This is a genomic window from Georgenia thermotolerans, assembly GCF_009193185.1.
Classification (GTDB): Bacteria; Actinomycetota; Actinomycetes; order Actinomycetales; family Actinomycetaceae; genus Georgenia; species Georgenia thermotolerans.
In genome coordinates this window covers 122,582-141,691 of sequence record NZ_VUKF01000005.1, presented here as the reverse complement: position 1 = coordinate 141,691, position 19,110 = coordinate 122,582, and the positions used below count along the sequence as shown (strand labels likewise).

The following is a 19,110-nucleotide window of genomic DNA, read 5'->3' as shown; positions in this document are numbered from 1 at the left end:
CCGAGCGCGCCGGCGACGCCGCCCCGCCGGCCCGCCGCCCCCGGCCGCCGCGCTGGGCCCTGCGCCGCGCCCTGTTACCCCAGCCGCGTGGGTACCGCATGGCACGATGAGCGCCGTGCCCCCACGCCCGGTCCCGCTGCTGGTCGGCCGGTCCGCCCAGCTCGACGAGCTGCGCCGGACCTGGTCCGCCGCGCTGACCGACGGCGCCCGCCTCACCCTCGTCGCCGGCGAGGCCGGCATGGGCAAGACCACCCTCGTCGCCGCCTTCGCCGAGTCCCTCGACGACGCCGAGGTGGTCACCGGCCAGTGCGTGGCCTTCGCGGGGGAGGGGATGCCCTACGCCGCCGTCGCGCAGATCGTGCGCGACCTCGTCCGCCGCTACGGCCAGGACCAGGTGATCGGCTGGGCCGGCGCCGGCTGGACCTCCCTCGGCACGCTGCTGCCCGGGCTGACCCCCGCCCCCGGCGGCGCCGACGTCGAGCGGCTGCGCCTGTACGAGGCGGTCACGCTCGTGCTCGAGGAGGCCGCCCGCCGCCACCCGCTGCTCGTCGTCGTCGAGGACCTGCACTGGGGCGACCAGTCCACCTGGCACCTGCTGCGCTTCCTCGGCGCCGCCCTCACCGACGCGCCGGTGATGATCCTGGCGACCTACCGCGAGGAGGAGCTCCACCGCCGCCACCCGCTGCGCCCGGTGCTCGCCGAGCTGCTGCGCCAGCGCGGCACCACCCGCCTCGACCTCGGCCCGCTCGACGCCGCCGGCACCGCCGACCTCGTCGCCGCCGTCGGCTCGCCCCCGCCGGGGGTGGCGGCGGCGATCTACCGGCGCAGCGACGGCGTGCCCTACTTCGTCGAGGAGCTCGCCCGGGCCGCCGCGGACGGCGTGACCATGCCGGGCACGCTGCGCGACGCGCTCCTGGGCCGGGTGCGGGCGCTGAGCGAGGAGACCCAGCACGTGCTGCGCACGGCGGCCGCCGCCGGCACCCAGTTCGAGCACGAGCTCCTCGCCGCCGTCAGCGACCTGCCGGCCCCCGCGCTCGACGCCGCACTGCGCGAGGCGGTGGACGCCGTCGTCCTCGTGCCCGACGAGACCGGGTACCGCTTTCGCCACGCGCTGCTCCACGAGGTGGTCCAGGACGACCTGCTGCCCGGGGAGCACACCCGCCTGCACGCCCGCTACGCCGCGGTGCTCACCGAGCGGCCCGAGCTGTCCGCCGCCCGCGGCCACGACCTGGTCCACCACCTCTTCGCCGCCCACCGCCTCGACGAGGCCTTCCGTGCCGCCCTGGCCAGTGCCGAGGACGGCGCCACGGCGCCGCACGAGGCCCTCGCCCTGTACGAGCGGGCGCTGGAGGTGTGGGACCTGGTGCGCGAGCCGGCCGCGGTGGCCGGGGACCACGACGTCGTGCTCGAGCGGGCGGCCCGCGCGGCCATCTGGGCCGGGGAGGCGGAGCGGGCGCTGGCCCTGGTCGAGGCCGCGCTGCGGGGGACCCCGGCCGATGCCGCCCCGGAGGTGCGCGCCTACCGGCTGGTGATCCAGGGGCGGGCCCTGGGCAACCTCATGCGCCCGGGCGGGCCCGAGGTGCTCGCCGAGGCGGTGGCCCTGACCGGGGACCGCCCGCCCACCCGCCAGCGCGCCATGGCGCTCGAGCTGCTCTCCGCCCAGCTCGGCCTGGCCGGGCGGCACCGGGAGGCGATCGCCGTGGCCGACGAGGCGATCGCCGTCGCCACCGCGCTCGACGAGCCGGCCTACCGCGGAAGCGCCCGCAACACCCGGGCGATGGCGTTGTGCGCGCTCGGGGACGAGGAGGCGGGCCTGGCCGAGCTGGCCGCCGCCCGGGCCGACTCCACCGCCCGGTCGCGCATCGCCATGCGCTTCTGGATCAACTGGTCCAACCAGCTCAACCTCGCCGGCCGGTTCCAGGAGGCCAAGGAGGCGGCGCTGGCCGGCGTGGAGATGACCCGGGCGCTGGGCCTCGAGCGCTCCGGGGGCGTGATGCTCTTCGGCAACGCGGCCGAGCCGATGATCGCCCTCGGCGAGCTCGCGGCGGCCGAGCGCATGGTGGACCGTGCCATCGAGCTCGTGCCCCCGCAGAACTACGTGCTCCACCTGCGCATCCTGCGGGCCTGGCTGGCGCTGTGGCACGACCGCCCCGAGGAGGTCGAGCAGACCCTGGCCGACTTCGCCTCGGTGGCCGAGGGGCACAGCCCGCAGACCCAGTTCCAGGGCGAGCTGACGCTGCTCACCGCCTGGCTCGCGCTGCTCGGCCCGCGGCCCGACCCCGGGCGCGCCTGGGACGCGACCCAGCGCATGCTGCGCGCGCCCGGCGGACACGTGCCCAACCGGCTGTGGCAGGTCGCCCACCTGGCCGCCGCGGCGCTGCGGCTGCGCGCCGACGACGCCGTGCCCGCCGACCGGGCCCTGCTCGCCGGGCAGGTGGCCGAGATCCCCGCCGCTCTGGTCCGGCCCACCTGGGCGCCGATGGTCGCGGCGGAGCTCGCCGGCGACGCCGCCACCTGGCGGTCCGCGCTGGCCGACCCGGGCGTGCTCGCCGGTCCGGCGGTGCTGGGCCCCTACGCCGGGCTGCAGCTGGCGCGCTGCCTCGCCGGGCAGGACCGGGCGGGCGCCGAGCCCGTGCTCGCCGCCGCCCGCCGGGAGGCCGAGCGCATCGGGGCGCGCCTGCTCACCCGCCACCTCGACGACGTCGCCCAGCGGGCCGGCCTGGGCACGCCCCGGCGGCGCGGCGCCGACCCCACCGCGCTGACCGTGCGCGAGCGTGAGGTGCTCGCGCTGGTGGCGGCCGGGCGGTCGAACGGGGAGATCGCCGCGGAGCTGTTCATCTCGACGAAGACGGCGAGCGTGCACGTCTCGAACATCCTCGCCAAGCTCGGCGTGCCGACGCGCGGGGCGGCGGGGGCGCTGGCGCACAGCCGGCCCGACCTGCTGGGCGAGCCGGCGGTGCGCTGAGCCTCAGGTCAGCGAGGCCGCCGCGATCCCGGCGATGGCGCCGTCCAGCGCGGCGTCGAACTCCTCGTCGCTCTGGTCCGCGTGCAGCCCCTCGGTCAGGGCCCGGGAGAAGCTGGCCACCACGCCGTGGTTGCGGGCGAGGCGCTCGTCCGCCTCGGCGCGGGTGTAGCCGCCGGAGAGCGCCAGCACCCGCAGGACCTTCGGGTGCTCCACGAAGTCGCGGTAGAGGTCCTCCTCCTCGGGCAGGGTGAGCTTGAACATCACCAGCTGACCGTCCGGGACCTGCTCGAGGTGCCCGGCCAGGGCGGTCTTGAGCTGCTGCTCCGCCTCGGCCTTCTGGGGGCTGTGGATGTCCACCTCGGGCTCGATGATGGGCACCAGGCCCGCGCCGAGGATGCGCTGGGCGACCTCGAACTGCTGGTCGACCACCGCGTCGACCCCCGCGCCGGGCAGCTTGATCACCGAGCGCATCTTGGTCCCGAAGATGCCCTTGTCCTTCGCACGGGCGAGGAGCTCGTCCAGCCCGGGCATGGGCTTCATGACCTGCGCGCCGTCGGCCTCCTTGGCGAGGCCCTTGTCGACCTTGAGGATCGGCACGACGCGCTTGACGTTCCACAGGTAGTCCGGGGTGGGCCGGCCCTCGATGTCCCGGTCCATGGTGTTCTCGAAGAGGATGGCGGCGAGGATCCGCTCGCCGTTGAAGCTCGGGCTGGTCATGATGCGCGTGCGCATCTGGTGGACCAGGTCGAACATCTCCTCCTCGGAGGAGTAGGCGTCCTCGGGGATGCCGTAGAGCCGCAGCGCCTTGGGGGTGCTGCCGCCGCTCTGGTCCAGCGCCGCGACGAAGCCGGCGCCGTTCCTCATCTTCTCGAGCTGCTCAGGGTTCATCGAGAAGTCCCTCGCCCTTCCGCACGGGTTGGCGCCCGGGCCCTGCCCGGGCGGTGGCGTGGCGCCACGCCACCAGCGTGGCACCGCGGGTGCCCGTGCGGGAGGCGTTCACCTGCCATCCTTGCGCCGTGACTCACACAGACGTGACGGCGCGGTGAGCGCCGCCATCACCACCGCGACCGCCCTAGCCACCGGGGCCCTCGCGGTCGCCGCCGCGCTCCTCGTGCGGCGCGGGCTCCGGCGCCGGCGGCACCGGCTGCGATGGCCGGCCACGGTGGCGACCGTGCTCGCCGTCGTCCTCGCCGGGACGTGGACCTGGGCGCACCTGATGATCGACCGCTCCACCGCCGCCCGGGCGATCGCCTGGATGGACGCCGACACCGGCGACTGGCGACGCTTCCCGGCCCGGCCGGTCCCCGCCGGCCCCGCACCGCTGGCCTTGCGCGACGCGCCGTTGCCGGAGGGGGCGCTGGACGCCGTCCGCCTGCCCCGAGGCGCGACCTCGCTGAGCGGGCTGCTCGAGGACACCGGCACGACGGCGTTCCTGGTGCTGCACGGGGACGACGTCGTCGTCGAGCAGTACCTCAACGGCTCCTCCCGGGAGGCGACGCAGACGTCGTTCTCGGTGGCCAAGTCCTTCGCGTCCACGCTGGTGGGCATCGCCATCGCCCGCGGGGAGATCGCCAGCCTGGACGAGCCGGTCACCACCTACGTGCCCGAGCTGCTCGCGCGGGACGAGCGCTTCGCCGACATCACGCTGCGCGACCTGGTGACGATGTCCTCCGGGCTGCGCTACGTCGAGCACAGCACGCCGTGGAGCGACGACGCCGTCACCTACTACTCGCCGGACCTGCGCGCCGCCGCGATCGGCGCCGAGGTGGTCGAGGCGCCGGGGGAGCGGTGGCACTACAACAACTACAACCCGCTGCTCATCGGGCTCGTGCTCGAGCGGGCCACCGGCCGCCCGGTTGCCGACTACCTCGCCGAGGAGCTGTGGCAGCCGATGGGCGCCGAGGCCGACGGCTCCTGGAGCCTGGACAGCGAGGCGAGCGGCTTCGAGAAGATGGAGAGCGGGATCAACGGCCGCGCCCGCGACTTCGCCGCCCTCGGGTACCTCTTCGCGCACGACGGCGCGGTGGGCGGGCGCCAGGTGGTGCCTGCGGACTGGGTGCGCGAGGCGACGGCGAAGGACGTGACCACCGACCCGGCCGCCCACTACCAGTACTTCTGGTGGGTCGACACCGAGCGCCCCGGGCGCTTCTACGCGATGGGCAACCACGGGCAGTTCATCTACGTCGACCCGGCCACCGACGTCGTCGTGGTCCGGATGGGGGACCGCTACGGCCTGAGCCACGAGGAGTGGCCGGCGCTGCTGCGGGACGTCGCGGACGTGGTGGGCGCCGGGGCTTAGGCGCGCGAGGCGGCGGTGCTGTCGACGGCGCCGGCGCCGTCGTCGAGGGCCACGGTGGCACCGGGGACGCCGTGGCTTGCCTCTCCATCGGGCAGCACCGCGGCGTGCTCGGTCTGGGCGAGGAAGGCGCGGATGGTCTCCCGGCTGCGGGTCAGGCACCCGATCCGGGCGTCGAGGTCGCGCAGCTCCCCGGCGAGCAGCTCGGCGACACCGCGCGAGCAGGAGGCCGCCAGCTCCGGGGCCCGGACCCCCTCGAGCTCGAGCAGCGCCTTGACCAGCCGGGTCGGCACCCCCGAGCGCACCAGCAGAGCGACGCGCTCGACGACGGCGACGTGCTCCTCGTCGTAGGTGCGGTACCCGTTCGCCGAGCGCCCGGGGGTGAGCAGGCCCTGCTCCTCGTAGTACCGCAGCAGCCGGGTGGCCACCCCCGTCCTGCGGGAGAGCTCGCCGATCTTCACGCCGTCCCCCTTGACCCTGACATTGGTGTGAAAGTTTAGCGTCGCGGCATGGACCTGACCACGAATCCCGCGGCCGCGCCCGCGACGGCCGCCCGCGCAGGGGAGCCGAGCCGCCTCGACCGCGAGTCGGCGGTGCGATCCCGCCGCCTTCCCATGCGATCCCGCCGCCCCAGCGGCACGGTGCCGAGCGGAACGCCGTCGTCGTCGCGGCCGTCGTCGCCGTCCACCGTCGCGCGGCTGCCGTGGCCCAGCCTGCTCGCGCTCGGGTTCATGACCTTCGTCGTCGTCACCGGGGAGATGCTGCCCACCGCGGTCCTCCCGCTCATGGCGGCCGACCTGGGTGTCTCCCCGGCGCGGGTCGGGCTGCTCGTGTCAGGCTGGGCGTTCGTGGTGGTGGTGGCGAGCTTCCCGCTCGTCCGGCTGACCCGCGTCCTCGACCGGCGGCGCCTGCTCGCCGCGGCGATCGCCGTCTTCGGCGTGGCCAGCCTCGTCACCGCCCTGGCCGGCTCCTACGCCGTCGCGGCGGGGTCCCGGCTCGTCGCCGCCGGCGTGTGCGGGCTCCTGTGGGCCACGGTCAACGCCCACCTCGCCGCGCTCGTGCCCGAGCGGCTGCTGGCCCGGGCCGTCGCCGTCGTGCTCGGTGGCGGCACGCTCGGCACGGTGCTCGCTGTCCCCGCCGCCAACGCCGCCGGCGCCCTGTGGGGATGGCGGACGACGTTCGCGGCGCTGGCCGCCCTGAGCCTGTTCGCCGCGGCGGCCGCCCTGAGCATGCTGGCGCCGGCGACGGCGCGCGCCGACGCGGTCGCGCGGTCCGGCCAGGCGGGGCGCCGGTCGGTGCGTCCGGTGGTCGTGCTCGTGACGCTCGGCGGAACGCTGCTCGTCGGGCACTTCGCGGCGTACACCTTCGTCACCGAGCTCCTCGCCGACTCCGGCGGGACGCTGGCGGTGAGCGCCGCTCTCCTGCTGTTCGGGGTGCTCTCCGGGGTGGGGGTGCTCGTCGTCGGCCGGGTGGGGGACCGTTTCCCCGGCGCCGCCCTGGCCGGCAGCGCCGGCCTCGTGGCCGCCGCGCTGCTGGGACTGACCGCGCTGGGCACTCACCCGCTCGGCGACGTCGCCGTCGTGGCGCTCTGGGGCCTGGCCACCGGCGCGCTGCCCCCGCTCATCCAGACGGCGGTCATGCGCGCCGCCGGGGTGGAGCACCGGGCGGTCGCCGCGACGCTCATCCCGGTCGTGTTCAACCTCGGCATCGCGGTCGGTGCGGCGGCCGGCAGCGCGGTCGTCGCCTGGTTCGGCGTGGGGTCGCTGCCCGTGCCGGCGGGCGTCGTCGCCCTGCTGGCCGCAGCCGGGCTGGCAGCCGCCGGGATCGCGGGGCGCCGCTCACCGGGCCGGCGAGCGCGCGGCGCCGCTCAGTCGCTTCCCGTCGTCTCGGCGACGTCGAGCTGCCCCGCGTAGCCGTCGGCCAGCGCCTGCCAGCCGTACCCCATGGCCGCCTCGCCGACGATCGGCGGGATGGGGGCGCCGTCGAGAAGGTGCTCGGCCACGAGGAGGCACAGGTGCCACCCGGCGGCCACCTTGGGTATCCACTCCGGCGCCTCGACGGTGTGCGCGAGGGTCAGGCACGTGCCGCCGTCGTCGGGGGCCACCTCCCAGCGCATCCGGTCGCCGCCCCATGTGTACTCCAACAGGCGCGGCGCCTGCGCGGCGGAGACGGTGGCGGGCAGGTCCAACCGGGACTCGGCGTCGATCATCGTCAAGGTCGCTGGGCCCTCGCTGCCGAGGTCGCGGTCGGCGGTGAACGGCGCCCACCGGCCCAGCAGCTCCGGATCGGTGAGCACCGCCCACACCGCCCCGGGCGGGTGGGCGAGGGGGCGGCGCAGGACCAACGTGCTGCGGTCGCCGTCCTGGTGGCCGGAGACCTCCAGCAACGGACCGGGATCGAAGGCGGCGGGCATGAGCTGCTCCTCGGGCCGGGGATCGGCGTGCGGCACTAGTCGATCACGCCGCCGTGTCGATCGGGTCCTCAGTCGTTCGACGCAGGGATGAATGGGGGGCGGAGACGCCCCCAAGATTCGACATCGAAGGAGCAGTTCATGCGCAAGCTCGTCATGGTCGCGTTCGTCTCGCTCGACGGCGTGATGCAGGCGCCGGGCGGTCCGGAGGAGGACCCCTCGGACGGCTTCCCGTACGGCGGCTGGCAGTTCCCCTTCAACGACGACGAGATGGGCGAGATCGTCGTCGAGGTCTCACGGCGCGCGGGCGGCTTCCTCCTCGGCCGGCGCACCTACGACATCTTCGCCGGATACTGGCCCCAGGTCACCGATCCCGACGACCCGATCGCGTCGGGGCTGAACTCGCTGCCCAAGTACGTCGTCTCCACCACCCTGCGCGACCCCGCCTGGCACAACACCACGGTGATCAGCGAGAACGTGCCGGAGGCGGTGCGGGCGCTCAAGGCGGCGGAGGACGGGGACATCCTCATCTGGGGCAGCAGCCAGCTGCTGCCCACCCTGCTCGCCCACGATCTCGTCGACGAGTTCCTGCTCGGCATCTACCCGGTCGTGCTCGGCCGTGGCAAGCGGCTCTTCGCGGAGGGGGCGCCGGCGCGAACGCTGCGCCTGACCAACTCGCGGCGCACGAGCAGCGGGGCGATGTTCAACACCTACGAGCCCGCCGGTGAGGTGAAGACCGGGGAGTTCGGCGTGGACGAGCATGGCCAGGAGACCGCCACGCCGAGCGCCTGAGCGGCGACGGGCGGTCGACGGCGGGGGAGCGGGCCCCCGCCGTCGCCGCTAGCCTCGGCGCCGTGGACCCGGTCTCGGCGCTGCGGCGCGTGGCGTACCTGCTCGAGCGCGAGCTCGCCGAGCCGCACCGGGTGCGCGCCTACCGCACGGCGGCGAACCGGCTCGCGGCGTTGCCCGCCGGCGAGCTGGAGCGGCGGGTGGCGGCCGGCACGCTGACGCAGCTGCCCGGCGTCGGGCCGAAGACGGCCGCCATCGCGACGCAGGCGGCCGCCGGGGGCACGCCGGAGTACCTCGCCGAGCTGGAGGAACGGGCGAGCGCGCCGCTCGTACCCGGTGGGGAGACCGTGCGCGGCTGGCTGCGGGGCGACCTGCACGCCCACTCCGACTGGAGCGATGGCACCACGCCGATCGAGGAGATGGCTCGCGCCGCGATGGCCGCCGGCCATGAGTACCTCGCCCTCACCGATCACTCGCCGCGGTTGACCATCGCCAACGGGCTGAGCCCGGAGCGGCTGCGCCGCCAGCTGGGCGTCATCGCGGAGCTCAACGCCTCGCTGGCGCCCTTCCGGATCCTCACCGGGATCGAGGTCGACATCCTCGAGGACGGTGAGCTTGACCAGGACGACGCGCTGCTCGCCGAGCTGGATATTGTCGTCGCCTCGGTGCACTCCAAGCTGCGGATGGACACGGGGGAGATGACCCGACGGATGGTGCGCGCGGTGTCCAACCCTCGGGTGGACGTGCTGGGCCACTGCACCGGCCGGCTCATCACCGGCGGGCGGGGCACCCGGCCGGAGTCAGCGTTCGACGCCGAGGCGGTGTTCTCGGCGTGCCGTGAGAACGACGTGGCGGTGGAGATCAACTCTCGGCCGGAGAGGCGCGACCCGCCCACCCGGCTGCTGCAGCTCGCGGCGGAGATGGGGTGTCGGTTCTCGATCGACACCGACGCCCATGCACCTGGGCAGCTGGACTTTCTGGACTTCGGATGCCAGCGCGCCGAGGCGGCGGGGCTGGGCTGGGAGCGGATCGTGAATGCGATGGGAATTGACGAGTTGCTGGCGTGGTCTCGGCGAGGGTGAGGCGCGTTGCGTGACGATTCCGGGGGTTGTCGCGGCCTGGGATGGTCAGGCCGGCGCGGCGGCCGACCGGTGCGGAGGCCCGTGCGAGGCATGGGCGCCGTCCTCGGCGGACGATGGCGGACGCAGGCCCCCAGCGATCTGGTCGAAGGCGGCGCCGATGAGCTCGGGAAGTGCCTCAGGCCCTGACTCCGTACGCGCCCATAGCCGGATCGACGAGCTGATCGCGGAGACGGCGGCGGCCGCCGCGATCCACGGATACACGTCGGTGTCGCCGTTTGTGTGCGTGCGGGCGGCGATGGCCTCGCGGAGCGATGCCTCCAGCTCGTCGTACTGAGCGACCTGATAGGGGTGCAGCGCCGGGTACTCCTGCTCGACCTCGAGCTTCTGTCGTTCCACGCGGAGTCGCTCCGGGGACAACGAGGCGGCGAAGTCGATGAGCACCTGACGCAGGGCATCCATGGGCGGCTCGTCGGCGGGGCGCAAGGTGAAGGCGTCGACGAGTTCGAGCAGGTCGTGTGCGCCGGCCCGGGCCACCGCCTCCTCCTTGCAGGAGAAGTAGTTCGACACCGTTCTGGCGGAGACGAAGGCGAGGTTGGCGATCTCGTCGAGCGTGACGTTCGCGAGGCCGCGCTCGACCGACAGCGCCAGGGCGGCGTCGGCGATCGTCTCCCGCGTGAGGTGCTTCTTGCGCTCCCGCAGGCCCATCTTCTCGGGGGTGGCCATGCGATTCACGATACGAGTTTGTTGTCGGTCGCCACGCAGTTTCCAACCTGGCAAAAGCCGCAAAGAATAGAGACGGCAAGGTAACAAAAGTCCCTAGGAGCGCTAGTGGACGGCGTCAGGAGGCCATGTGGCCTCGCAAGGGTGAGGCTACGAGATCCGGCGAACATCGAGCGGCCGCGCCTCAGTACCCTCGGAAATTCGCGGTTTCCTGCGGGGACAAGGGCTCTCACCTGGTGTTGCCACTACCCCTGACGCACGGCCTCTCACCCATGTAACTCACCCTCCTCACCCTGACCGGATGAAGTTTCGGACACCCGAAAGTTCGTCCCCACGAAGCTCTTCCGATCTCGAAAAGTTCTGGGAAGTTCCTCTCGTCACCGGTTCGAACCCGAGCCGGAGAAATTGCACCGGAACTCTCCGGGCACGCCTCGAAAGGAAAACCCATGAACCGCGCTGCCGCTTACCTGATGACCATGTTCACCGTCATTGGAGACCGCTTCGAGAACCGCAAGGACCGCGGCGCCACCGCTGTCGAGTACGGGCTGATGGTCGGCCTCATCGCCGTCGCGATCATCGTGGTCGTCGCGTTGCTCGGTCGACAGCTCGACGCCCTCTTCGACAAGGTCGCGGCGGAGCTCGCTGGTCCTTCCGGTGTCGCCGTCCCCGCTCCGTGACCGACTGAGACTTGCGAGCCCGGCGTGGTGCTCCTCGCGGACGCACCACGCCGGGCTCGATCCGAACTCGCTGGGAGGAGGCGACAGGTGAGCCGCAGCAAACATGACCGCGGTGCATCGGCGGTGGAGTTTGCCTTGGTGATTCCAATGCTCGTGCTTCTAGTTTTCGGGATCGTCGAGCTCGGTCGGGCGTATCAGGTTCAGACGACCCTCTCCGCGGCCGCCCGTGAGGGCGCCAGGAGCGTGGCGCTGGGCAAGCCAACCGAGGCCGCCGGGGCCATCAAGAACTTCGATTCGACGATTGCCATCGCTGACAGCGAGATCACGATCTCACCCACGTCGTGCCCCAGCCCGGGCGCCACCCCGGCGGTCACCACCAACGTCAAGGTCACCGTCCGCCATAAGCACCACTTCCTCACGGACTTCTTCGGTGCCGACGTCACCCTGACAGGCAAAGGAACGATGAGATGCGAAGGCTGAAGCGGGAGCGAGGTGCCGTCGCCGTCGTGATGGCGATCCTGGCGGTCCCGCTCATCGCGGCCGCGGCCCTGGGAGTCGATATCGCGGCCATGGCGGCCGAACGTCAGCAGCTCCAGAACGGCGCCGACGCCGGTGCTCTCGCGATCGCGCAACTCTGTGCCAAGGCGAGCGCGGCGGCGCCGGGAGACTGTACCGCCGGCGGGACGACGCCCAATCGGGCCGTCGGAGCGGACAAGATCGCCCAGAACTACGCGCTGACCAACAGCAACGACCAGGAGGTGCTGGCCGGGGTCGTCAGGCTGCCGGCGCCTCTCACGCTCAGCCCGACGACGGGTGAGGTCACCGTGGAGAACACGGGCGTCCGAGAGCATTGGCTGGCGCCCGTCATCGGCGTTGACGCGAGCAACATCCGGACCACGTCCACCGCTGTGTGGGGTGCCATCAACCACGGCACGTCCCTGCCGCTCACGATCTCGCTCTGCGAGATCACCAAGCTCATCGCCGCGGGTGACCCGACGTTCAAATTCAACACCGCCACCGGCAACTACGAGAGCAACGCACCATCGGGCAACAAGCTGGCGATCCGGCTGCCCCATCCCAGCAGCCCGAACGAATGCATCCCGAATGGCTCACCCCAGTACGTGCCTGGCGGGTTCGCCTGGATCACCGACGGGCTGAATCAGTGCAGCGCCGCCACCAAGATCGGCGACTGGATCCACTCGGACCCGGGCGCAAGCGTCTACCAACCCTGCGACGCCCCGTATCTGAAGGGCCTCGTGGACAGCGGCAAGGTGCTGACCATCCCGATCTTCGACAAGGCGCAGGGAACCGGGTCGAACGCTACGTATCGCATCTACGGCTATGTGGGCTTCAAGCTCACGGGGTTCGCCTTCAACGGAAACGCCGAGTTCCAGTACAAAAACACCGGCTTCTGCACCGGTAGCGGCAACGACCAGTGCATTGTCGGCATCTTCTCCAACGTCCTGGTGCCCGACGGCACGCTGACGCCCGGCGCACCGGCGCTCGGCGGCAAAACCATCCGGCTGATCAAGAAGTAAGGAAGCGCTCCCATGATCCGTCGAATTCTCGCCGCCGTGGCAGCGATCCTGCTGGCCGCCGTCGGTGCTCTCGTCCTCGTGACCTATGTCGGCAACGCCGACGAGCGGGCCATGGCCGGGATGCAGACCACAGACGTGCTGGTGGTCACGGCCCCAGTCGCCCAGGGCACCCCCGTGGCCAACCTCAAGGACGCGGTGAACCTCGAGGCGCTACCCGCGAAGGCGGTGCCCGCCGGCGCGGTCGCCACGCTCGACGATCTCGTCGGGCAGGTCACCACCGCCGACCTGCAGCCGGGAGAGCAGCTCCTCGCCGCCCGCTTCGCCGACCCCGCCACCCTCCAGAAGCATGGCGCGGTGGAGGTGCCGCCGAACATGCACGAAGTCTCGGTGCTTCTCGACCCGCAGCGCGTGGTCGGGGGCCGTGTCACCGCCGGTGACACCGTAGGCGTCTTTGTCTCGCTCGGCGGCAAGACACACCTCACTCTGCACAAGGTGCTGGTCACTCACGTCCAGGGCGGGGTCATCGTTCCTTCGGAGGGAAGTGCGGCCACAGACGTGGCTCCCGCAAAGGCCACAGACCCTGGTGCCGCCGCAACTCCCGAACCGGCACCGTCGAGCAGCGTGATGGTGACTGTCGCAGTGAGCGCCCCGGACGCGGAGAAGATCGTCTTCGCTGCAGAGAGCGCCAGTATCTGGCTGTCCAAAGAGGGGGCCGAGGTTCCCGTGGACGGGACGCGCATCGTGACCGAAGGGAACGTGTACGAATGAGCATCCTCCTGGCCACCACGTCCGTCGAGCTGGAGGATCGTATCCAGCGCGCCACCTCTGGGCACGTTGTCGCGATCAAGGGGCCGCTGCCGGACCGGCCCGAGGAGTTGCTCCAGCGCCTCGTCGGCTCCCCGGTCCCTGAGGTCGTCGTCCTCGATGCCCAGGCATCCTCCGGGCAGGCGCTCGGCCTCGCGGCCGGATTCGCCGTCGCGTCGCCGGGAACCAGCGTCCTGTTGGTGAGCGATCTGTGGCAGGAGATCGGCATGGACGCGATGCGCGCCGGCGTGCTGGACATCGTCCATCCTGCGGCGGAGATCGCTGACATCCAGGTCGCGCTGGAACGCGCCGAGCGGGTGGCGCAGCTGCGCGGGCAGTCCACCGCACCGGCGACGGTGGCCCCGACCACGGCCACCGTCGCCGGCGGGCGGGTGATCAGCGTGGTCTCGCCCAAGGGCGGGGTCGGGAAGACGACCGTCTCGACGAACCTGGCCGTCGGCCTCGCCCGGAGTGCGCCGCAGGCCGTCGTCTTGGTCGACCTGGACATCCAGTTCGGGGACGTCGCCAACGCCCTCAATCTTCAGCCGGAGTACCAGCTGCCGCAGATGGTCCGCGGCGACGCCGCGCGCGACACGATGGTGCTCAAGACCTACCTCACCCTCCACCCGACCGGCCTGTACGTCGTCTGCGGCCCGGAGTCGCCGATCGAGGCTGACGGGATCGACGGCGAGATGGTCGGTCACCTGCTCGACCAGCTCGCGGCCGAGTTCCGCTTCGTCGTGGTCGACACGTCTCCCGGGCTGTCCGAGCACACGCTGGTCGCGATGGACCACACCACCGATCTGGTCCTCCTCACCAGCATGGACGTCCACGGCGTGCGCGGGCTCCGCAAGGAGCTGGACACCCTTGACGACCTGGAAATGTTCGCCGACGCGCGCCACATCGTCCTCAACTTCGCCGAGAACGGCCGGGGGCTCTCCACCGCCGATGTCCGCGCCAGCCTCGGCACCGACGTCGACCTGGTCCTGCCCGTCTCGCGGTCGGTGCCGGCCTCGGTCAACCAGGGGATCCCGCTCCTGCAGAGCGGCACCCGCGGCCCGGTCACCAAGGAACTCGCCAAGCTCGTGGAGCGGTTCGCTCCGCCGGCCCCCACCGGGCGGGGCCGCCACCGTCGATCCTGGGTAGGTGCACGATGAGCCTGACCGAAAGGCTGCGGGCCCGCCACGTCGGCGACGCTGCCGAGACCGTCGATCCGCTGGGGCCGTTCGCCGCACCGTCCACCGGCCCGATGCCGGACGGATGGGCGCCGCCGTCGTCCTCGCCGGAGGTGACGGCAGGGTCGCCGTTGAACACGCCGCCCGCGCCCCCAGCGTCGCTGGGTACGCTGCCGGTGCCAGCCGACCCGCTTCCGACGACGCTTTCTGGCCGCCTCGCCACGCCGGTCGACGTGGCGCCCGTGAGTGACGCCCTGGCCCGACTCAAGGACCGCGCCGCTGATGCGCTGTACGACCGCGTCGGGGGCCGGCTGAGCGACCCCACGCTGGGAGAGGACCAACTGCACGCCCTGGTGCGCGCCGAGCTCAACCAGGTGGTCGAGGCGGAGAAGGTCCCGCTGACCGGGGAGGAGCGCAAGCGCCTCACCCGCGAGGTGCTCGACGAGGTCTTGGGCCTCGGCCCGCTCCAGCGCCTTCTGGACGATGATTCGATTACCGAGGTCATGGTCAACGGGCCCGACCGGGTGTACGTCGAGCAGCATGGAAAGCTCTCACGCACCGGCGTGCGGTTCACCTCCGAGGCGCACCTCCGTCGCATCATCGAGCGCATCGTCTCCAAGGTCGGACGGCGCATTGACGAGTCGTCGCCACTCGTCGACGCCCGCCTCGCCGACGGCTCCCGTGTCAACGCTGTCATCCCGCCGCTGGCCTTCAGCGGCGCAACGTTGACCATCCGGAAGTTCTCCAAGGACCCCTTCAAGGTCGACGACCTCATCCGCTTTGGCACGATGAGCCCGTCGATGGCCGAATTGCTCCACGCCTGCGTCGAGGCCCGGCTGAACATCATCGTCTCGGGGGGCACCGGCACCGGTAAGACCACCTTGCTCAACGTCCTCTCCTCGTTCATCCCCGACGGTGAACGCATCGTCACTATCGAGGACGCCGTCGAGCTCCAGCTCCAGCAGGACCACGTGGTGCGCCTCGAGGCCCGGCCGCCGAACTCCGAGGGCAAGGGCGAGATCACCATCCGCGACCTGGTGCGCAACTCGCTGCGGATGCGCCCGGACCGCATCGTCGTCGGCGAGGTCCGCGGCGGGGAGTCCCTCGACATGCTTCAGGCGATGAACACCGGTCATGACGGGTCGATCTCGACGGTGCACGCGAACTCTCCGCGCGACGCGATCGCCCGCCTCGAGACGCTCGTCCTCATGGCGGGCATGGACCTGCCGCTGCGGGCCATCCGCGAGCAGGTGTCCTCGGCGGTCGACGTCATCGTCCAGCTGGCCCGGCTACGAGACGGCACGCGTCGGATCACGGCGATCACCGAGGTGCACGGGATGGAGGGGCAGACAGTCACCCTGCAGGACGCCTTCGTGTTCGACTTCTCCGCCGGAGTGGCCCCCGACGGCCGGTTCCTCGGCTCCACCATCCCTACGGGCGTCCGGCCCCGGTTCACCGATCGCTTCATAGAGCTCGGCATTGCCGTCTCGCCGCAGATCTTCGCCCCGGTTCCGGTAAGGACGCTTCGATGAGCGGGCTGATGATGGCGCCGAGCACCGCCTACGGTGCTATCGGCGCGTGCGCCCTGGCCGTGGCGATCGGCGTTTACCTGCTTGTAGGCCCCAGGCCGGTGCGAGTCCCGCTGGCCCGGCGCCGCCTCGGGGTCGCCCCGGACGCCGGTCCCTGGGCGGGTGCGGCGACGGCTGCCACGGGCGCCGTCGAACGAGCGATGCGGCGTCGCGGCACCCGGATCGGCGCCCTCGAGCTGGCGGGCGTACGCATGCGGCAGCAAGACTTCGTGTTCCTCGTCGGCATCGCCGCCGTCGTGGCCGGGGCGGTGGGGCTGCTGTTGGCCGGGTTCTGGCTCGGGTTCCTACTCGTCATTTTCACCCCCGCCGGGGCGAAAGTGTGGCTGCGCGTGCTGACCTCACGTCGCCAACGAGCCTTCGCCGACCAACTCGACGACTCGCTGCAGCTGATGTCCTCCAGCCTGCGTGCCGGCCACAGCCTGCCCCAGGCGCTCGCCTCCGTCGCCCGGGAGGCGGAGGCGCCGACGTCGGAGGAGTTCGCCCGGGTCATCAACGAGGTGCGGGTGGGCCGCGACCTGACCGATGCGCTGGACGAGACCTCCGCGCGCATGGGCAGCAACGACTTCCTGTGGGTCACCCAGGCGATCGCCATCAACAGGGAGGTGGGCGGCAATCTTGCCGAGGTGCTCGACGGCGTGGGACACACCATCCGCGAGCGCAACCAGATCCGCCGTCAGGTCAAGGCGCTCAGTGCCGAGGGCAAGCTCTCCGCCGTCATCCTCATGCTGTTGCCGATCGGGATCACCGGGTTCTTGTCTTTGGCCAACCCCGATTACATCGCCAAGTTCACGCAGAGCTTCATCGGTTGGGCCCTCGTTGTCATCGGCGTCGTCCTCCTCGTCGTCGGTGGGATCTGGCTCGCCAAGACCGTGAAGATCAGGTTCTGAGAGCGGAGACCGCCATGCCTCCCATCGTCATCGTCGCGATCGCCGCCATCAGCGCAGCCCTGCCACTCGCCGCATGGTCCGTGCTGGCACATCCGGATCGGGTACGACAGCAGTCCGTGGCCAACCTCCATCGCGGGCTCGATGCCCGCGCCCCTGGGGCCTTCTCTGGCGGGGGGCAGCGCGCTGGTCTCCGCGCGTTCGCCAGGCGCTTGACCCCAGCCGGATACGTGCGGTGGATTGACCGGCTGCTAGCCCGGGCGGGGCGGCCGCCCGAGTGGCCGCTCGACCGGGTGCTCGCCACTAAGGTAGTCATCTTCTTCGTCTCCGTGACGAGCAACGTCTTCATGGCTACCGTGCTCGACTCTGCACTCATCACGCTCATCGCCGTGGTGAGCCCAGTGGTGCACTACGTCCTGCCAGATCTCCTGCTCCAGAGCGCCGGCGTCAAACGGCGCGACAAGATCCAGCTCGAGTTGGCCGACACCCTCGACCAGATGACCATCGCCGTCGAGGCCGGTCTCGGGTTCGACTCGGCGATGGCCAGGGCGGGCAAGAACGGCAAGGGCCCGTTGGCGCAGGAACTCATCCGCACGCTGCAGGACATCCAGCTCGGCCAGTCGCGCCGCCAGGCCTATGAGGCCTTCCTCGAGCGCGTCGACGTACCGGACCTGCGCCGGTTCCTCCGCGCGGTGATCCAGGCCGACGCCTACGGCATCGCGGTGGGCGACGTGCTGCGCACGCAGGCGGCCGAGATGCGCCTCAAGCGCCGCCAGCGCGCTGAGGAGAAGGCCATGCAGATCCCCGTCAAGGTGATCTTCCCGCTGATCATGTGCATCCTGCCGGTCCTGTTCATCGTCCTGCTCGGCCCGGCGGCGATGGACATCGTGGCTGCGTTCACTGGCGGGGGCCTGTAGGTGGGCTTCGGAGTGGTTCTCGTCTCTGCCTTCGGTGTCGCCGGCGGCGCGTGGCGCTTGGGACCGTTCATGCGCACGACGGCGGCGACCGGTTCACGCTGGCTGACTTCGCCGGTGCATGTGGTGCTGGCCTTCGTCCTGGGCGGGGCGGTGGCGCTGCTCGCGGACGGCTGGACCGAACTCGCCGCGTTCGCGCTTCTGGCCCTGGCGTGCGCGATCCTCGTGGTCATCGATCTGGCCGCGTACCGCCTGCCCGACGTCATCGTGGGGCCGATGTACCCGATCTTCCTCGGCGGGCTCGCCGTGGCGGCCCTAGTGGGCGGGGACTGGGGGCGCCTGGGTCGGGCGGTGGCGGCGGGAGCGATCCTCGCGGCCTGCTACTTCGTCCTGGCGTTCATCTCGCCGGCCGGGTTGGGCCTCGGCGACGTCAAGCTCTCCGGCTTGCTCGGGGCCTTTCTCGGATGGCTCGGCTGGCCCGAGCTCCTCCTCGGCAGCACGGCGGCGTTCGTGCTCAGCGCGGCATTCGCCATCGCGCTGCTCATCGCGCGGAGGGCCGACCGGCACACCGCCTTCCCATTCGGGCCCTGGATGGTGCTCGGCGCCGTCGTGGGCGCTGCGTTGGGGCCCGTTCTCGCGGGGTAATTCTCGGAGATGGGCCCGATCACATTTCGCATGGCGCACGGAGCGGCTTCGTGATGGATGCGCGTCGCATCCTCGCTCAAGAACCGGACTCGTCTCAGCTGCTGGGACTGCGCAGGGTGAAACCGGGCACTCTCGACGACTTTTCCGGACGTTTTGGACAACACCTGGCGTTTGTGTCGCGGGCGGGACTATGGTCCCAAGCAGACCTGTTTTTAGGCCTCCGGAGGTGCCCTATGAACCCGTTCAGAGCTTCTCGTCGCCCCGGCTGGTTCGCCCGCCTGACGACGGCGCAGCGCGGCTGGGTGCTCCTCGGTGGCAGCCTGGCGGTCACCCTGACGCTCGCGGCCGCCGGTGCGAGCATGCCGTTCCTCTCTGGCATCCTCGCGGTGATCATGTGCTTCGGGCTGGTGCTGGCCCTGATCTCCCTCTTCGGCGGCTCGCACACGGCCGCTCTGGCCGCGGCGCGGCGTGGGATGACGCCGTCGTACGGCGCGTTCGGGCGCGTGCCGGCGTCGTGGGAGTACTACGAGACCTTCGGCCGGTAGATGGGCCGCGCCCGGGCTCACGGGCGGAGGGAGACAGGCCGGGCGCCGCTTGTGCGGTCGCCCGGCCTTCGCCGTGC

20 protein-coding genes are annotated in these 19,110 nt (G+C 71.8%); 15 read left to right on the top strand and 5 right to left on the bottom strand.

The features are described from left to right. The first annotated feature begins 115 nt into the window (after nt 1-115). Nucleotides 116-2,965 carry a helix-turn-helix transcriptional regulator gene (locus tag GD970_RS22580; RefSeq protein ID WP_170297188.1) on the top strand — a complete coding sequence of 950 codons (2,850 nt, stop codon included), beginning with the start codon at nt 116-118 and terminating at the stop codon, nt 2,963-2,965. Between the two features lie 3 nt (nt 2,966-2,968). Here GD970_RS22580 and GD970_RS03985 read toward each other — a convergent pair whose 3' ends face one another. After that, nucleotides 2,969-3,853 carry a fructose bisphosphate aldolase gene (locus GD970_RS03985; RefSeq protein WP_152201045.1) on the bottom strand — a complete coding sequence of 295 codons (885 nt, stop codon included), beginning with the start codon at nt 3,851-3,853 and terminating at the stop codon, nt 2,969-2,971. Between the two features lie 154 nt (nt 3,854-4,007). Here GD970_RS03985 and GD970_RS03980 point away from each other — a divergent pair, with 154 nt between their 5' ends. Beyond that, on the top strand, nt 4,008-5,264 hold the full coding sequence (locus tag GD970_RS03980; RefSeq protein WP_152201043.1) for a serine hydrolase domain-containing protein: 1,257 nt from the start codon (nt 4,008-4,010) through the stop codon (nt 5,262-5,264). Here the strand turns inward: GD970_RS03980 and GD970_RS03975 are convergent. Together GD970_RS03975 and GD970_RS21480 are read right to left on the bottom strand one after the other, a co-directional pair. Next, the gene (locus GD970_RS03975; RefSeq protein ID WP_152201040.1) at nt 5,261-5,722 is read right to left on the bottom strand and encodes a MerR family transcriptional regulator; all 462 of its coding nucleotides are present in this window, start codon (nt 5,720-5,722) and stop codon (nt 5,261-5,263) included. The two genes, GD970_RS03980 and GD970_RS03975, sit on opposite strands and share 4 nt — an antisense overlap. Before the next feature lie 35 nt (nt 5,723-5,757). Beyond that, nucleotides 5,758-6,012 carry a hypothetical protein gene (locus GD970_RS21480; RefSeq protein ID WP_170297189.1) on the bottom strand — a complete coding sequence of 85 codons (255 nt, stop codon included), beginning with the start codon at nt 6,010-6,012 and terminating at the stop codon, nt 5,758-5,760. Here GD970_RS21480 and GD970_RS03970 point away from each other — a divergent pair. Beyond that, complete coding sequence (locus GD970_RS03970; RefSeq protein WP_170297190.1) at nt 5,993-7,174, top strand: MFS transporter; 1,182 nt, start codon at nt 5,993-5,995, stop codon at nt 7,172-7,174. The two genes, GD970_RS21480 and GD970_RS03970, sit on opposite strands and share 20 nt — an antisense overlap. On the opposite strand, the gene GD970_RS03965 is transcribed toward GD970_RS03970, so the two are convergent. After that, nucleotides 7,129-7,674, bottom strand: coding sequence for an SRPBCC family protein (locus GD970_RS03965; protein ID WP_152201035.1), 546 nt, complete (start codon nt 7,672-7,674; stop codon nt 7,129-7,131). The two genes, GD970_RS03970 and GD970_RS03965, sit on opposite strands and share 46 nt — an antisense overlap. A 138-nt stretch (nt 7,675-7,812) precedes the next feature. Between GD970_RS03965 and GD970_RS03960 the strand changes: the two genes are divergently transcribed. Together GD970_RS03960 and GD970_RS03955 are read left to right on the top strand one after the other, a co-directional pair. Further along, a complete protein-coding gene (locus GD970_RS03960) occupies nt 7,813-8,463 on the top strand; it encodes a dihydrofolate reductase family protein (RefSeq protein ID WP_152201033.1) in 651 nt (216 codons plus the stop codon). A gap of 62 nt (nt 8,464-8,525) precedes the next feature. Beyond that, nucleotides 8,526-9,542 carry a PHP domain-containing protein gene (locus GD970_RS03955; protein WP_152201030.1) on the top strand — a complete coding sequence of 339 codons (1,017 nt, stop codon included), beginning with the start codon at nt 8,526-8,528 and terminating at the stop codon, nt 9,540-9,542. A 45-nt stretch (nt 9,543-9,587) separates the two neighbouring features. Here the strand turns inward: GD970_RS03955 and GD970_RS03950 are convergent, their stop codons facing one another. Beyond that, nucleotides 9,588-10,265, bottom strand: coding sequence for a TetR/AcrR family transcriptional regulator (locus GD970_RS03950; RefSeq protein ID WP_152201027.1), 678 nt, complete (start codon nt 10,263-10,265; stop codon nt 9,588-9,590). A gap of 443 nt (nt 10,266-10,708) precedes the next feature. Here GD970_RS03950 and GD970_RS03945 point away from each other — a divergent pair, with 443 nt between their 5' ends. The 10 genes from GD970_RS03945 (at nt 10,709) to GD970_RS03900 (ending at nt 19,033) form a co-directional block, all read left to right on the top strand. Further along, entirely contained in the window at nt 10,709-10,939 is a 231-nt protein-coding gene (locus GD970_RS03945; protein WP_152201025.1) for a Flp family type IVb pilin, read from the top strand. Between the two features lie 87 nt (nt 10,940-11,026). After that, on the top strand, nt 11,027-11,419 hold the full coding sequence (locus GD970_RS03940) for a TadE/TadG family type IV pilus assembly protein (RefSeq protein WP_152201022.1): 393 nt from the start codon (nt 11,027-11,029) through the stop codon (nt 11,417-11,419). Continuing rightward, the gene (locus GD970_RS03935; protein ID WP_152201020.1) at nt 11,407-12,477 is read left to right on the top strand and encodes a TadE/TadG family type IV pilus assembly protein; all 1,071 of its coding nucleotides are present in this window, start codon (nt 11,407-11,409) and stop codon (nt 12,475-12,477) included. Before GD970_RS03940 ends, GD970_RS03935 begins: the two co-directional genes overlap by 13 nt. 12 nt (nt 12,478-12,489) lie before the next feature. Then, nucleotides 12,490-13,245, top strand: a complete 756-nt coding sequence (cpaB, locus tag GD970_RS03930; RefSeq protein ID WP_152201016.1) for a Flp pilus assembly protein CpaB — start codon at nt 12,490-12,492, stop codon at nt 13,243-13,245. Beyond that, on the top strand, nt 13,242-14,438 hold the full coding sequence (locus tag GD970_RS03925; protein WP_152201013.1) for an AAA family ATPase: 1,197 nt from the start codon (nt 13,242-13,244) through the stop codon (nt 14,436-14,438). The genes cpaB and GD970_RS03925 overlap by 4 nt, the downstream gene beginning before the upstream one ends. Continuing rightward, entirely contained in the window at nt 14,435-15,988 is a 1,554-nt protein-coding gene (locus tag GD970_RS03920; RefSeq protein ID WP_452179036.1) for an ATPase, T2SS/T4P/T4SS family, read from the top strand. Before GD970_RS03925 ends, GD970_RS03920 begins: the two co-directional genes overlap by 4 nt. Beyond that, nucleotides 15,985-16,932 (top strand): type II secretion system F family protein, encoded by a 948-nt coding sequence (locus tag GD970_RS03915; protein WP_226925143.1) that lies wholly within the window; start codon nt 15,985-15,987, stop codon nt 16,930-16,932. Before GD970_RS03920 ends, GD970_RS03915 begins: the two co-directional genes overlap by 4 nt. A 14-nt stretch (nt 16,933-16,946) precedes the next feature. Further along, the gene (locus GD970_RS03910; RefSeq protein ID WP_152201011.1) at nt 16,947-17,846 is read left to right on the top strand and encodes a type II secretion system F family protein; all 900 of its coding nucleotides are present in this window, start codon (nt 16,947-16,949) and stop codon (nt 17,844-17,846) included. Nucleotides 17,847-17,915: 69 nt separating this feature from the next. Further along, the gene (locus GD970_RS03905) at nt 17,916-18,488 is read left to right on the top strand and encodes a prepilin peptidase (protein WP_152201009.1); all 573 of its coding nucleotides are present in this window, start codon (nt 17,916-17,918) and stop codon (nt 18,486-18,488) included. Nucleotides 18,489-18,721: 233 nt separating this feature from the next. Further along, nucleotides 18,722-19,033, top strand: a complete 312-nt coding sequence (locus tag GD970_RS03900; protein ID WP_152201006.1) for a hypothetical protein — start codon at nt 18,722-18,724, stop codon at nt 19,031-19,033. Nucleotides 19,034-19,110: the final 77 nt, after the last annotated feature.